General features: G+C 73.0%; 11 protein-coding genes. 1 reads left to right on the forward strand and 10 read right to left on the reverse strand.

The genetic code is table 11. The annotated features are described in order from the left end of the window. Positions 1 to 65 precede the first annotated feature (65 nt). From BM076_RS06340 to BM076_RS06385, 10 genes are all read right to left on the reverse strand, one after another. Positions 66 to 1,073: an aldo/keto reductase gene (locus BM076_RS06340; protein ID WP_093712381.1), complete on the reverse strand. Its 1,008-nt coding sequence runs from the start codon at positions 1,071 to 1,073 to the stop codon at positions 66 to 68. Between the two features lie 145 nt (positions 1,074 to 1,218). Next, the gene (locus BM076_RS06345; RefSeq protein WP_093712382.1) at positions 1,219 to 3,147 is read right to left on the reverse strand and encodes an ATP-binding protein; all 1,929 of its coding nucleotides are present in this window, start codon (positions 3,145 to 3,147) and stop codon (positions 1,219 to 1,221) included. A 218-nt stretch (positions 3,148 to 3,365) separates the two neighbouring features. Continuing rightward, positions 3,366 to 5,351 carry a phosphocholine-specific phospholipase C gene (locus BM076_RS06350; RefSeq protein ID WP_093712383.1) on the reverse strand — a complete coding sequence of 662 codons (1,986 nt, stop codon included), beginning with the start codon at positions 5,349 to 5,351 and terminating at the stop codon, positions 3,366 to 3,368. A 107-nt stretch (positions 5,352 to 5,458) separates the two neighbouring features. Continuing rightward, on the reverse strand, positions 5,459 to 7,213 hold the full coding sequence (locus tag BM076_RS06355; RefSeq protein WP_093712384.1) for an endonuclease/exonuclease/phosphatase family protein: 1,755 nt from the start codon (positions 7,211 to 7,213) through the stop codon (positions 5,459 to 5,461). Positions 7,214 to 7,407: 194 nt separating this feature from the next. Then, entirely contained in the window at positions 7,408 to 7,728 is a 321-nt protein-coding gene (locus BM076_RS06360; RefSeq protein WP_093712385.1) for a DMT family transporter, read from the reverse strand. 66 nt (positions 7,729 to 7,794) lie between these two features. After that, entirely contained in the window at positions 7,795 to 8,436 is a 642-nt protein-coding gene (locus BM076_RS06365) for an HAD family hydrolase (protein WP_245795781.1), read from the reverse strand. 178 nt (positions 8,437 to 8,614) lie between these two features. Further along, complete coding sequence (locus BM076_RS06370) at positions 8,615 to 9,706, reverse strand: ABC transporter ATP-binding protein (protein WP_093712386.1); 1,092 nt, start codon at positions 9,704 to 9,706, stop codon at positions 8,615 to 8,617. Beyond that, the gene (locus BM076_RS06375; protein WP_093712387.1) at positions 9,703 to 10,653 is read right to left on the reverse strand and encodes an ABC transporter permease; all 951 of its coding nucleotides are present in this window, start codon (positions 10,651 to 10,653) and stop codon (positions 9,703 to 9,705) included. The genes BM076_RS06370 and BM076_RS06375 overlap by 4 nt, the downstream gene beginning before the upstream one ends. Further along, complete coding sequence (locus BM076_RS06380; protein WP_093712388.1) at positions 10,641 to 11,597, reverse strand: ABC transporter permease; 957 nt, start codon at positions 11,595 to 11,597, stop codon at positions 10,641 to 10,643. The genes BM076_RS06375 and BM076_RS06380 overlap by 13 nt, the downstream gene beginning before the upstream one ends. An 8-nt stretch (positions 11,598 to 11,605) precedes the next feature. After that, a complete protein-coding gene (locus BM076_RS06385; RefSeq protein ID WP_093712389.1) occupies positions 11,606 to 12,835 on the reverse strand; it encodes an ABC transporter substrate-binding protein in 1,230 nt (409 codons plus the stop codon). Between the two features lie 209 nt (positions 12,836 to 13,044). Between BM076_RS06385 and BM076_RS06390 the strand changes: the two genes are divergently transcribed. Further along, positions 13,045 to 13,815, forward strand: a complete 771-nt coding sequence (locus BM076_RS06390) for a GntR family transcriptional regulator (RefSeq protein WP_093712390.1) — start codon at positions 13,045 to 13,047, stop codon at positions 13,813 to 13,815. The last annotated feature ends 12 nt before the right edge of the window (positions 13,816 to 13,827 follow it).

Raw genomic sequence — 13,827 nt, forward strand, 5'->3', positions numbered from 1 at the left:
ACCGCTTTGGATCGGGTGGGTCCAATTCGTTGTCCTGATGCGTGTGGGGTTTGCGGCTCTTCTGCTCAGGCGGGCGGCGGAGTGACGCCGTAGGACCAATTGCGGCCGAGTTCCGTTTCGCGCTCGCCGACGACGGTGAGATCGTCGAGGCGCTTGATCTCCTCGTCGGCGAGGGCGAGTTGCGCGGCCGCGGCGTTCTCGGTCAGGCGCGAGACATGGAGGGTGCCGGGGATCGGCACCACATCGGGCGCCTTGGCCAGCAGCCAGGCCAGGGCCACCTGGCCCGGGGTGGCGCCGTGCGCGGCGGCGATGTCCCGCACGGTGCGCACCGCGGCGAGATTGGTCTCGAACGTCTCGCGGGAGAAACGCGGCATCCGGCGCCGGTAGTCGTCCGCGGGCAGGTCGTCGTAGGACGTGAGGGTGCCGGTGAGCATGCCGCGCCCGAGCGGGCTGTACGGCACGATCGCGATGCCCAGGTCGCGGCAGAGCGGGAACACCTCGTCCTCGATGTCGCGCGACCACAGCGACCACTCGGTCTGGACCGCGCTGATCGGGTGGACGGCGTGGGCGCGGCGGATGGTGTCGGCGGCGGCCTCGGACAGCCCGAGGTGGCGCACCTTGCCCTCCTGGACCAGTTCCGCCATCGCCCCGACGGTCTCCTCGATGGGCGTGTCCGGGTCGACGCGGTGCTGGTAGTAGAGGTCGACATGGTCGGTGCCCAGCCGGGTCAGCGAGCGCTCGATCCGCTCGCGGACGTACTCCGGACGGCCGTTGATCACCGGTGGTCCGTCCGGGCCCGGGCCGCGCACGATGCCGAATTTGGTGGCCAGCACGACCTGGTCGCGGCGCCGCGCGACGGCCTTGCCGATGACCTCCTCGCTGCTGCCGTAGATGTCCGAACTGTCGACGAGCGTCACGCCGAGGTCGAGGGCCCGGCCGATCAGGGCGTCGCCGGAGTCGTCGGTGGTCTGCTCGGCGGTCTGGCCGTACGGGCGTGCGAAGCCCATCGCGCCGTAGCCGACGGCGCCGACGAGCGGACCGTCGGTGCCGAGCCTGCGCTGGGGAAGAGACATGGAGAGGTCCTTGTCCGCGGGGGATCCGCAATCGGCGAACCGGTAAGTCCGCACTTGAGGACAACCGTAAGTCCACGGGTGAGGACATGCAACCGCGCAGGTGGGAGCGGTCCGCGGGAAGGCGGCGGGTCCTGTGAGGCCGGCCCTAGGCGCGTACGGGGGTGGGCAGCGGCATCGGCGGCACGCTCGGGCGGGCCGGGGCGCCGGACTCGATGGCGGTGATCAACTCCCGCAGGGCGATGGCGATATCGGGGTTGTACGCCTCGCCGTGCAGCGTGGCCAGCGCGCGCTGGGCGCGGCGCCAGGCGCGGCCCGAGCGGCCCAGGCGGTGGTCGGCGAGCGCGGCGGCGTAGCGCGCCAGGACGGCCGCCCACGCGTCGCCGCGGGAGGCCGCCTCGGCACAGGCCAGCCGGGCGCTGCGCTTGGCGGCGGCCGGCGCGAAGCCGGACTGGGCGAGCGCGAGCGCGGCCAGGCTGAGCGCGGGCGACGGGCCACCGGGGGAGCCGGGCGGCACGGTGCTCGCCGCCTCCTGGAAGTGCCCGGCGGCGCCCTCGGCGTCCCGGTCGTCCATGGCGAGCAGGCCCTGGACGTGCGCGATCCGGCCCACGGCCGCGTCGTCGCCCGCGAGGACGGCCGCGGGCCACGCGCTGCGCAGCAGTTCGGCGGCGCCGTCCGGATCGCTGCCCGCGGTCAGCCAGGCCGCGAGCCACAGCCCGCGCGCGACCAGCGGATGCTCCGGCTCGCACAGCGGCAGCAGTTGCAGCAGATAGCCGCGGCCCTCCTCGGCGCGGCCGTACACCGCCCACAGGAACCACAGATTGACCACCGTCTCCAGTGCCGCCTCCACCTGGTGGCCGTGCTCGACGGCGTACCGCATCGTGGAGTCCAGGTCGGCCAGTTCCTCCTCGGCGAGCCACACCGCCTGCGGCTGGGAGCCGGTGCTCCACAGGTTCTCCGCCACCGTGGCGACACTGCGGCAGTGCACCAGCCGGCGCTCGGCCGCGACCGGGAACTCCCCGGCCTGGCTGAGCCGTTCCGCGCCGAATTCGCGGGCGGCCCGGGTCAGCCGGTAGCGGGCGCGCCGCGCGCCGCCCGGCTCGCCCGGGCAGTCCAGCACGCCCATCGCGGTCAGCCGGGCCAGACAGCCGGGGATCAGCGCGGGATCGACACCCTCGCCGCCGCACATCAGCACCGCCGTGCCCTCGGTGAACCAGCCGTTGAGGATGCTGATCCGCCCCCACACGATGCGCAGCACCGGCTCGCACAGCACGTACGTGGCACCGATCGCCTCCCGCAGCGACCGGTGCCTGCGCAGCACCGGATACGGGCTGCTCAGCCAGCCCTGGTGCTCCTCCAGGCGCTTGGCCAGCTCGCTCAGCGTGAAGTGGGCGGTCTGCTCCGCGGCCAGCTCGATCGCCAGCGGCACACCTTCCACGGCCCGGCAGATCGCCGTCGCGTGGTCGAGGTCGGCGCTGTCGACCGGGAAGTCCCGCACGGCGGTCCGCACCCGGTCCACGAAGAGGTCCACCGCCGGCGCGCGCCCGTCCCCCGTGCCGCCGGTGCTCAGCGGCGGCAGCCGCAGCACCCGCTCGTCACCGAGACCGAGCGCCTGCCGCGAGGTCACCAGCACCCGCAGGGTGGGCACGGCCATCAGCACCTGCTGCACGATGCCCACGCACTCCGGCTGCACGGGATCCACATCGTCCAGGAACAGCAGCGTCGGCGCCGCGGCCAGCCGCCGCAGCACGCCGGCCATGCCCATCGCCTCGCCGCCGAGCGCGCCGCCGGACAGCGTCCTCGCCAGCTCGGTGAGCAGGGCGCCCGGCTCGGCCGCGCCCGGACCGTGCCAGCGCACCTGCACCAGCGATTCCCACAGCCCCATCGGCATCGGCAGGACGACCCGGGCCGCCAGATGGCTCTTGCCGACCCCGGCAGCGCCGGTCACCGACACCAGGCGGTTGCGCGCCAGCAGCCCGCGCAACGCCGCCGACTCCTGCTTGCGGCCGATCAGATCCCTGGAGCCCCAACTGCGCGACCGCGGCAGTGATCGGGGGCTGCCGAGGCTTGTCCACACGTTTCGTCACTCCAGTTATGTCGAGCAGAACCGTTCCTGCTGCGGTCCTACGGGAGTTTCAACTCCCCGCCGACCCACCTGGTGGCGCGCTCGCGGAACGGATCACCCGCCACGACGACGGCTCGAACGGCCGTCCGTTCAGCGGCCCTTGACGCGGCCGGACAGACGGAAGGGGCGAATCCGCGCCGACCCGCCCCTTCCGTCCTCGCGCGGGCGGCTCAGACGGTGTGGACCGTCCCCGCGTACCGCCGCGCGAAGCGCGTTCCGGTCGTCGCGGTGACCGTGACGTCGTAGCGGCCCTGGCGGTCGGTGCGCCAGGACGCGGTCTCCCGGGTGCGCGGCTTGACCCGCACGGTCTTGGCGTCGTCGCCGAAGTCGTTGGCGGTGAGCGTGAACCACACCTCGGTGTCACCGTCGTTGACCAGCCGCAGCTCGACCTTCGCGTCCTTGGGGTCCTGGGCGCCGGTCAGCTTGGCCGTCACCGACGGCAGCGCCACATCGGTCTGCCCGTCCGGGATCACCGTGCCGGCGAACCGCGACACGAAACCGTCGGCGCCGTACAGCGAGAAGTCGTACCGCCCGTCGGTCGCCGTGGTGTCCCAGACGTAGGTGCGCGAGGTGCCCGGCGCGACCAGGAACGGGGTGCCGGTGAAGGGCCGCGCGATGTTGGGCAGCAGCGTGAAGACATAGGCGGCGCTGCCCTGATTGGTCATGGTGCAGGTGACCTTGCCGGTGCCGCGGTCGACCGAGACGTCCGCCCACGGCCGGTACGGCAGCGGGCGGTGCGGGCGCTCGCCGGGCTCCTGCGCGGGCATCGCCTGCTCGCCGTCCGCGGGCGCCTGTACGGCCGGAAGGCCGTGCTGGGCGGTCGCCCGCGCCTTCAGCTCGTCGGTGTCCGGCAGCTTCGGGATGCTGAAGTCCGGGTCGGCGAAGTCGAAGCAGGTGGTGAGGTCGCCGCAGACGGTACGCCGCCAGGCGGAGATGTTCGGCTCCTGGACGCCGGTGACGACCTCCAGGAAGCGCAGCACCGAGGTGTGGTCGAAGACCTGCGAGTTGACGTAACCGCCGCGCGACCACGGGGAGCACACCCACATCGGCACCCGGCTGCCGAGCCCGATCGGCTTGCCGCCGACGAATTCGTCCGCGGTGCCCGCCTCGGGGTACGGCGGCACGACGTGGTCGAAGAAGCCGTCGTTCTCGTCGTACATCACCAGGAAGACGGTGTTCTTCCAGACGTCCGGGTTGGACATCAGCGACTGCAGCGCCTTGTTGACCCACCACGCGCCCCAGTCCGGGCCCGCGCTCGGGTGTTCGCAGTAGTTGAACGGCGCCACCAGCCAGGAGACGGTCGGCAGCGCGCCGCTGCGGCAGTCCGCGTCGAAGGCCGTCAGATCGTGCTTGGTCATCGCGTTGAGGTACAGCGGCGAGTCCTTCGGCGCGTTCGCGAACTGCCGGAAGTACGACAGGGCGTTGTCGTCGTAGTCGCCGTTCTCATTGTCCGAGCCATTGGGATTGTGGTAGACGCGCCAGCTGACCCCGGCCGCCTCCAGCCGCTCGGCGTACGTCGTCCAGTCGCCCACCGGATTCTCGGTGACGATGCTGTTGTCGGTGAACGGGCCGGTGGTGCCGTCCGTGCCGGGGCCCGGCGTACCGGTCCACAGATACAGCCGGTTGGGGTCGGTCGGGCCGTTGAGCGAGGTGAAGTAGCTGTCGCAGACGGTGAAGGCGTCGGCCATGGCGTACTGGAAGGGAATGTCCTCCCGGGTGAAGTACCCCATGGTGTAACGGCCCTTGGCGGCGACCCACTGATTCTGCGCGCCGTTGTTGACCGCCTGATGGCCGGAGTCCCAGCCGTGGTCGAGGCCGCCGAAGTCCTGCGCCTTGAAGGTCTCGGTGTCGAAGCGGAAGGGCAGCGAGTAGCCCTCGGCGCGGCCCGCGTCGGGCTGCCGGAAGACGGACGTGCCGTTGGGGAACACGACGCCCTGCTTGTCGTCGAAGCCGCGGACACCGCCCAGGCTGCCGAGGTAGTGGTCGAAACTGCGGTTCTCCTGCATCAGGACGACGACGTGCTTGACGTCGGCGATGCTGCCGCTCGGCCGGGGCCTGGCCTGCGCGGTGCCGGTCAGCCCCGGCAGGCCGACGGCGGCGGTGGCGCCGGCCGCGGCGGCGGTCCCGACGAAGGTGCGGCGGCTGATCGGTGTCATGGGTGCGAGTCCTTTGCGGTCGTGCCGGTCCGTCGTACGGAGCCGTCGGGCGGTGGCGGCGTCATGGGCGCCGTGGGGCGGGGTCGTCATGCGGGGTCCCCTGCCGCTCAGCGCATGCGCAGCGAGAAGGTGACGACCGCCGCCGCGTGGTCCGAGGGCCAGCCGTTGGCACCGGTGCCTGGCACCGGCTGCGGCCTGCCAGTGGTGAGGCTGTGCGCCTCCACCACCTCCAGCCGGCCGGCGTACTGCACCTGGTCGATCCGGTCCCGCGGCTCCGCGCCGCCGCCGTCGTGCACCGGCCGCACCGGGGACCAGGTGGTGCCCGGCGCCTTCACCGGATCGGGGTGGGCCTCCCGGAAGGCGTCGGTCAGACCCGCCTTCTGCAGCGCCTCGGTGACCGGCCAGGCCACCGCCCCCACGCCGCCGTGCGCCGCCGCCGTCCGCGCGGTCCAGTCCAGGTGCGAGGGCGAGGCGAGCCCGGCCGCGAGGATCACCGGGGTGGCCGCCGCGAGATCCCGCTTCATGGCCGCGGCCAGCCGCTGCGCCTGCTGGAGGCGTACGGTCGTCCGCTCGGCGGCGACGAGCCCGGCCGCGTCCAGTCCGGCCGCGACGCCGTACGGCCCGTAGTCCGCCTCGTCGAGCTGCGCGACCCACAGCCGTACGGTCCTGCCGCCGGGCAGCCGGACCGTCGCCGACAGCGCGGGCAGGTCCGCGGTGGCCTCGGTGACGTCCTCCAGCGGGTGGCGGCTGACGACGCCGAGACCGTACGCACCCTGATGCGCGCTCCAGCCGAGCGCCTGGCCGAGCGCGGTGGCGGCGCCGGTGCCGCTCTCCTGGAGGGCCACGATGTCCAGGTTCTGGGTGAGGACGACCCGCGCCTGCTTCTCCAGCGGGCCGTCGATGTGCGTACCCGCGTCCCACAGATTGAGCGAGGCGACCTTGAGGACGAGGTCGTCGCGGACCGCGCGCACCGGGACCTCCACGGTCACCGTGTCGAGTGCGTTGCCGCTGTCCTCGACGGCGGTGACGATCCGGCCCGGCTTGCTGGAGGCGGTCGCGGGCGCCCGGCCGGTGACCGTGCCGTCACCGCTCACCGACAGCCAGGAGTCGCCGGAGACCCGGCGGTAGGCGGGCGCGCCGGGCCGGTTGCCCTCGGGCCGTATCCACAGCCTGCCCAGCGGGACGCTGATCTCGTCGCCCACGGTCGCGGGCGCGATCACCGCGTCGACCGCCTCGTGCGGCGGCTGCACGGCGGCGAAGCCGAACGGCTCGGTCTTCGCGAGGATCGCGTACCGGTCGTCGTAGAGCAGATAGGCCGTGTACGGGCCGCCGGTGAGCCCGGAGGTGTCCAGGGTGAGGGTGCCGGACGCGGCGGCGGAGTACGCCCACACGATCGAGGTGCCGGTGCCGGGGAGTCGGTCGCCGTCGTAGACGCCGATCCAGTTCTTGGCCTTGGGCGTCCCGGTGCTCCAGGTGAAGGTCAGCTTCTGGCCCTCGCGCGGCGCCGTCGGCGAGGCGAGGACGAGGCTGTCGCCGGAGCCGGCGGCCGCGAAGGTGACCGGCGCGGCCCGGGCGAGGATCTCGTGCCCGTCGTCGTGGAGCAGATAGGCGGTGTACGGGCCGCCGGCCAGCGTCGAGGTGTCGACGGTGGTGGTCCCCGACGTGCCCGCCGATATGTAGGCCCACACCCAGTACGTGCCGCTGCTGGGGGAGGTGCCGGGACCGTAGACGGCGATCCAGTTCTTGGCGTTGGGCCGGTCCGTCGTCCAGTCGAAGGTCAGCCTGTCGCCGGCGTGCGGTGCCGCGGGCGAGGCGAGGGCGAGGGTGCTGCCGGTGGACGCCGCGGCGGGTTGGGGTGGCATGGGGCGCTGGTCCTCTCCGTCCGGTCCGGGCCCGGGAGGTTCCCGGCCGGATAGTTGGCTATACAACTCTGTCGGGCCGCGCTCATGAAGCGGTGCGCGCGGGAAGATTCCGTGAACAGCGCGTGCCGGGCGTTCCGTCGCCGGCCCCCTCAACCGCCCGCACCCGGAAGCCCGTTGGGCGACCGGGCTCGCGGTCAGTGCGAACCGTGCACATTCAGCACGACCACACCGACGATGACCAGCGCGATACCCAGCCACTGGAGCGGGCCCAGCGCCTCGCCGAACGCGACGGCGCCGATGGCCGCGACCGCCGCGGTGCCCGCGCCCGACCAGACCGCGTACGCCACCGACACCGGGATGTCCTTCAGCGCCCTTCCGAGCAGCACGAAGGACACGACGTAGCCGACCGCGACCGCGATCGTGGGCAGCAACCTCGTGTAGCCGTCGGTGAGTTTGAGGCAGCTGGTGGCGCCGACCTCGGAGACGATGGCGAGGGCGAGTAGCAGATAGGGCATCGGGACTCCGCGGGCGTGGACGTGCGGGGGACAGGCGGCAGGGCGACCGGGCGGCCGGTGCCGCGCTCAGGCCGGGGCGGCGGCGAACGCCGACAGCAGCACGAGGTCGACCTGCTCCAGGCTGGGCAGCACCATGATCCCCGGCGCCCGCGCGATGGCCACGGTCGAGGGCACCGCGACCACCGGGCAGCCCGCCGCACGCGCCGAGTCGACGCCCAGCGGACTGTCCTCCACGGCCACGCAGTCCCCGGGCGCGACCCCGAGCCGCTCGGCCGCCGTCAGATACGGGTCGGGCGCCGGCTTGGTGCGTACGGTGTCCTCGGCCGCCACCGTCAGCGTGAACCACCGCTCGCCGAGCGTGCGCAGCACCACCTCGACCACCCGCCGCGGCGAGGCCGTGACCAGCGCCACCGGCACGGCGGCGGCCCGCAGTTCGGCCAGCAGCCGCAGCGCGCCGGGCCGCGGCCGTACCTCCGCGGTCACCTTCGCCACGAAAGCGGCGTCCAGGTCCCCGGCGATCCGCGCCTGCGGCACCCCGGGCCCGGCGGCGCGCCGCAGATGGCCCGCCGTGTGCGCGACCGGCCGGCCGAGCACCTCCGGCAGGTCGGCGTCGGTCACCCGGTAGCCAAGACCTTCCGCGACCTCGGTGACGGCCTGCCACCACAGATGCTCGGTGTCGACGAGAGTGCCGTCCATGTCGAAGAGCACGGCGGCGGGTTGAGCGGGACCGGGGGCATGACGGGGGTGCACGGGCGCCTTTCGTCGGGGGAGTGCGCCGCACCGGTCCTGACCGGCCGGTACGGCACCGCGGGCGGGCACGGCCGGGCGCGGGTCCGCGCCCGGATCGGGACACGGACCCGGGCCGCGGCCGGCCGGGGGAGTCGGGTCAGACGCTGCTGCGGCGGTCCACCAGCACCGGGCGCTCCGGGAGCGTCAGTGCCGCCGAGGCGCCGACCGGCAGACCGGCGGCGGCCTCGGTGGGCACATCGGCCTTGACCTCGGTGCCGTCGGCCAGCCGCAGGGTGATCCGGGTGACCGCGCCGAGGAAGGACGCGGCCACCACGATGCCGGGACCCTTCGGATCGGCGGTGACGCGTACCGCCTCGGGCCGTACCAGCGCGTCGAGTTCGCCGTCGGCGGGCAGCTCGCCCTCCACCGGCAGCCGCAGTCCCAGCACATCCACCCGGCCGTCGGCGGCGCGCACCGCCGGGACCCGGCTCGTCGTGCCGACGAATTCGGCGACGAAGACGGTGGCCGGACGGGCGTACAACTCGGCGGGAGCGGCGACCTGTTCGAGCCGTCCGGCGCGCAGCACCGCGACCCGGTCCGCCATCGACAGGGCCTCCTCCTGGTCGTGCGTCACGAACAGCGTGGTGATCCCCAGATCCTGCTGGAGCCGGCGGATCTCCTCGCGCAGCGACAGCCGCACCTTGGCGTCCAGCGCCGACAGCGGCTCGTCCAGCAGCAGCACCCGGGGTTCGAGCGCGAGCGCCCGAGCCAGGGCCACCCGCTGCTGCTGGCCGCCGGACATCTGGTGCGGGAAGCGGTCGGCGAGCGCGGAGAGCCCCACCAGATCCAGCAGTTCGCCCGCGCGTCCGGTCCGTGCCGCCTTGCTCCTGCCGCGCATCCGCAGCCCGAACGCCACATTCTCGACGGCCGTCAGGTGCGGGAAGAGGCTGTAGGACTGGAAGACCATGCCGGCGCCGCGCCGGTGGGCGGGCACGGCTGTGATGTCCTCGCCGTCGACCAGCACGTCGCCCGCGTCGGGGTGCTCGAAGCCGGCCAGCATGCGCAGCGCGGTGGTCTTGCCGCAGCCCGACGGGCCGAGCAGCGCCAGCAGTTCGCCGGGGTGCGCGGTCAGGTCGAGCCCGTCCAGCGCCACCGTGGCGCCGAACCTCCGGTGCAGGCCGCGGAATTCGACGGTGGCGCCCGCGGCGCCGCGGACGGCCGCGGCCGTGCTGACGGTGGTGGTGGTCACGAGTTCTCCTGGACGGTGACGGTGACGGTGACGGTGACGGGCGCGGTCGCGGCGCCGCCGCGGGACGTGCGCGGGCTACGGTGCGAACGGCCGCGCCCCGCGGCGGCGAGCAGCAGCAGAAGGACCCAGGTCAGGACGAGGCTGAGCACCGAGACCGCCACCGACAGCTGCGCGTTGCTGCCGCCGACGGACACGATCCACACCGCGAACGGCTGGAAGCCGAGAATCGAGGCGACGGTGTACTCGCCCAGCACCAGGGCCAGGGTCAGGAAGGCGGTGTTCAGCAGCGCCGCGCGCAGATTCGGCAGCACGACCCGGAGGACGGTGCGCGGCCAGCTCGCCCCGCAGTTGCGGGCCGCCTCGACCAGTGTGGCCAGGTCCAGCGCGCGCAGACCCGCGTCGAGCGTGCGGTAGGCGAGCGGCAGCGACATCAGCACATAGGCGAGCAGCAGGACGACGGGGAAGTCCGGATTCTGGATCGAGTTGAAGGTGTCGAACAGCGGGGTGTTCGCGAAGTCGTCGGGCCCCCACTGGAGCACCGAGCCGATACCGGCCGTCAGCGCCACGGCGGGCACCACCAGCGGCAGCGAGCAGAGCACCTCCAGCAGGATCCGCAGCCGGGGCGCGGTCAGCCGGACCGCGATCATCGCAGGCACCAGCAGGAGCAGCGTCAGCGCGATGGTCGCGCCGGCCAGCTCCAGGGTCAGCCGCAGACTGTCCCAGAAGCCGTCGGCGCCGAGGATCCCGGTGTAGGAGCCGAGCGTGAAGCCCTCGCCCGGCACCTTCACGGTGAAGATCACCGAGAAGACCATCGGCCCGAGGAAGTACAGCGCCGCGATCAGCCCGACGGCGCCGCGCCACACCCGGGGACGGGCGCGCCGCCGTACGGACTTCGGCCCGGGCGCGGTCGGTACGGCGCCGGTGGCGGGCGGGGTCAGTGCAGCCATCGTGCGCTCCTGCGCTGGAGGGGGAGGTAGAGGGCCATCACGACACCCGCGATCACGATCATGTCCAGGCTCAGCGCGAGCGCCACATTGCCCTGCCCGGCCAGCACGTTGCCGGACAGCGCGTTGGCGATCTGGAGGGTGATCAGCGGCACCGAACTGCCGACGATCGCGGCGGCGGTGGCGTACGCGGCGAAGGCGCTGCCGAAGAGCAGCACGAATCCGCCGAGCAGTGACGGGGTGAGGATCGGCAGGGCGACGTGCAGCCAGTACTGGCGGGTGGTCGCCCCGTTGTTCTGCGCCGCCTCGCGCCACTGGGTGCGCAGGCCCTCGAGGGCCGGGGTGATGGTGAGCACCATCAGCGGGACCAGGAAGTACAGATAGACGACGCTCAGGCCGGTGAAGGAGTACAGGCTCCAGCCGTGGTCGCCCAGATGCAGCGCCCTGGTCAGCTCGCCGGAATTGCCGAGCGTGGCGACGAAGGCGAACGCCAGCGGCACACCGCCGAAGTTGGCGAGCACACCGGAGGCGGCCAGCACCGCCTCGCGCAGCGCGCGGAAGCGCGAGGTCACGACGGCGTGGGCCAGCGGAAGACCGAGCAGTACGCCGATCGCCGCGGTGAGCGCGGACAGTTTGACGCTGCCCCACAGTGCGGTGAGGTAGGCGCCGTGCACCGACTGGCTGATGTTGCCGGTCGTCCAGTGCACACCGCCGGGCGCGCCCGGCGCGGTCTTGAACGCCTTGGTGACGATCGCGAACGCCGGCAGCCCGAAGACGACGGCGACGAAGACGATCAGCGGCAGGACGGCCAGCCAGCCGGCCGAACGCGGCCGGCGGCGGGTGGTGGTCCCGCTCGGGGTGGGGGTGAGGGCGGTCCCGGCGCCGCCGGCCGCGTCCGAGGACGGGCCGGCGGCGGTGGACGGTGCTGTTTCGCGAGCCGTGGTCATGGGGACGGTCAGCCGATGGCCTTGGCCCAGCCGGCGAGCACGGCCTTCTGGGCCGCGTCGACCTGTGCGGTGGTCGGGAACGTCGGGCTGCCGGTGACCGCCGGGAGCGCCGCGGCGGCGGCCTTGTCGACGGTGCCCTTCTGCGTCATCGCGGGCAGTTCGACCGGCCGCGAGAAGCCCTGGAGCCACAGATTCTGGCCCTCGGTGCTGTACAGGAACTCCTCCCACAGCCGGGCCGCGGCCGGGTGCGGGGCGTACTTGTTGATCGCCTGGCTGTAGAACTGGGCGTACTGCCCGTCGCTGGGCACCGCCACCTTCCAGTCCAGGCCCTTGGCCGAGAACTCCTTGGCGTAACCGGCGTTCAGGTAGTCCCAGTCGATGCTGATCGGCGTCTCGCCCTTCTCGACGGTCGCCGGGGTGGACTCCACCGGGTTGAAGTTGCCGTTCTGCTTCAGCTTGTGGAAGAAGTCCAGGCCGGGCTTGATGTCGTCCAGCGAACCGCCGTTGGCCAGCGAGGCGGCGTAGACACCGCCGAACGCCGAACCCGACTTGGTCGGGTCGCCGTTGAGCGCGACCTGGCCCTTGTACTGCGGCTTGAGCAGGTCGGCGAAGGTGGTCGGGCACTGCTTGACGCGCTTGGCGTCGCAGCCGATCGACACATAGCCGCCGTAGTCGTCGTAGCGCAGGCCGGTCGCGTCCTTCTGCCCGGCCGGGATGTCGTCCCAGGTCGCGACCTTGTACGGGGCGAGGATGCCCTGCGAGGCCGCGTTGAGCGCGAAGGAATTGCCGAGGTCGACCACGTCGGGGGCGCGCTTCTGCCCCTTGCGGGAGGTGATCGCGTTGATCTCGTCCTGGCTGGCGCCGTCCGGATTCTCGTCGGCCACCTTGATGCCGTACTTCGTCTCGAACGCCTTGATCAGAGCACCGTAGTTGGCCCAGTCCGGGGGCAGGGCGATCGCGTTGAGCGTGCCCTCCTTCTTGGCCGCGGCGATCAGCGCGGTCATCCCGCCGAAGTCGGCGGCGGAGACGGCGGTCGCCGCGGACTTCTTCCCGCCGTCGCTGCCGGCGGCCGTCGTGGAGCCGGAGGAAGAGCCGCAGGCGGTCAGGGCGAGGGCCGCGGCGGTGAGCCCGGCAGCCACGGCGGCGGCGCGGGCACGAGGGACTATCACGGAATTCCTCCTGGAAGAACGGCTGATCGGCGCGGCGGGACCATGGCGGCACCGCCGTCGCTGTGCCATGTTGGCTATACAACTTCCGTCAGTACGCCCGATGCCGGTGACCAGGAGGTGAACAGTGCGCCGACTGCCGGGGGATGGCGTCGGAATCTCGGCGTCCACGGGGCGCCGCGGAGCGGGCGCGGCGGACGGGTGGGAACGGAGAGCCGATAGTGTCCAGCGGGACGCGCCGGGCGCGGCCGTGACGGTGCGAGGGCGGACGAGGAGGGACGTTGCTTGACGACGGTGCGCAGCCCCCGGGGGGCGCGCTCTACCGCAAGGTGGCGGCGGACCTGCGCGAGTCCATAGCCGCGGGGGAGTACGGATCCGGCGGCAAGCTCCCCGCCGAGAGCGCCCTCGCCGAACGCTACGGGGTCTCCCGCGGCACGATCCGGCAGGCGCTGTCGGCGCTGCGCGCGGACGGCCTGGTCACCTCGCGGCGCGGCACCCGGCGGGTGGTGCTTGGCACCACCCGGGTGCAGAGCTTCGCCGAACTGGTGAGCTTCACCAACTGGGCCAGATCGCTCGGCGAGGAGCCCGGCGGCCGGGTGGAACTGCTGGAGCGGCGCCCGGCGGACGCCGAGGAGTGCGAGCAACTGCGCCTGGACGACGGCGCGGACGTGGTGCTCGTGCTGCGGGTGCGGACCCTGACGGGCCGGCCAGTGATGGTGGAGCGCAGCGTCTACCCGGTGTGGGTCGGCGAGTTGCTCACCGGGATTCCCGCCGACGCGGTCTCGCACACCGAGCCGCTCCAGGAACAGGGCGTGGTCTTCGCCGACGCCGACCACACCATCGATCTCGTGCTGGCCGACGAGGAGGACGCCCGGCTGCTCGGCTGCCGCGCAGGGGAGCCGCTGCTGCGCGAGCGCCGCCGCTCGACCGACCCGGTCGGCGCCCCGCTGGAATGGTCGGAGGACCGCTATCTGCCGGGCACCGTCGCCTTCACGGTGCACAATTCGATCGGCCGCTCCGCACTCTCGCGGCGGCACCGCAGCGCGCCCTGACAGACGGCCGGC

This window comes from Actinacidiphila alni, from assembly GCF_900112845.1.
GTDB classification, from domain to species: Bacteria; Actinomycetota; Actinomycetes; order Streptomycetales; family Streptomycetaceae; genus Actinacidiphila; species Actinacidiphila alni.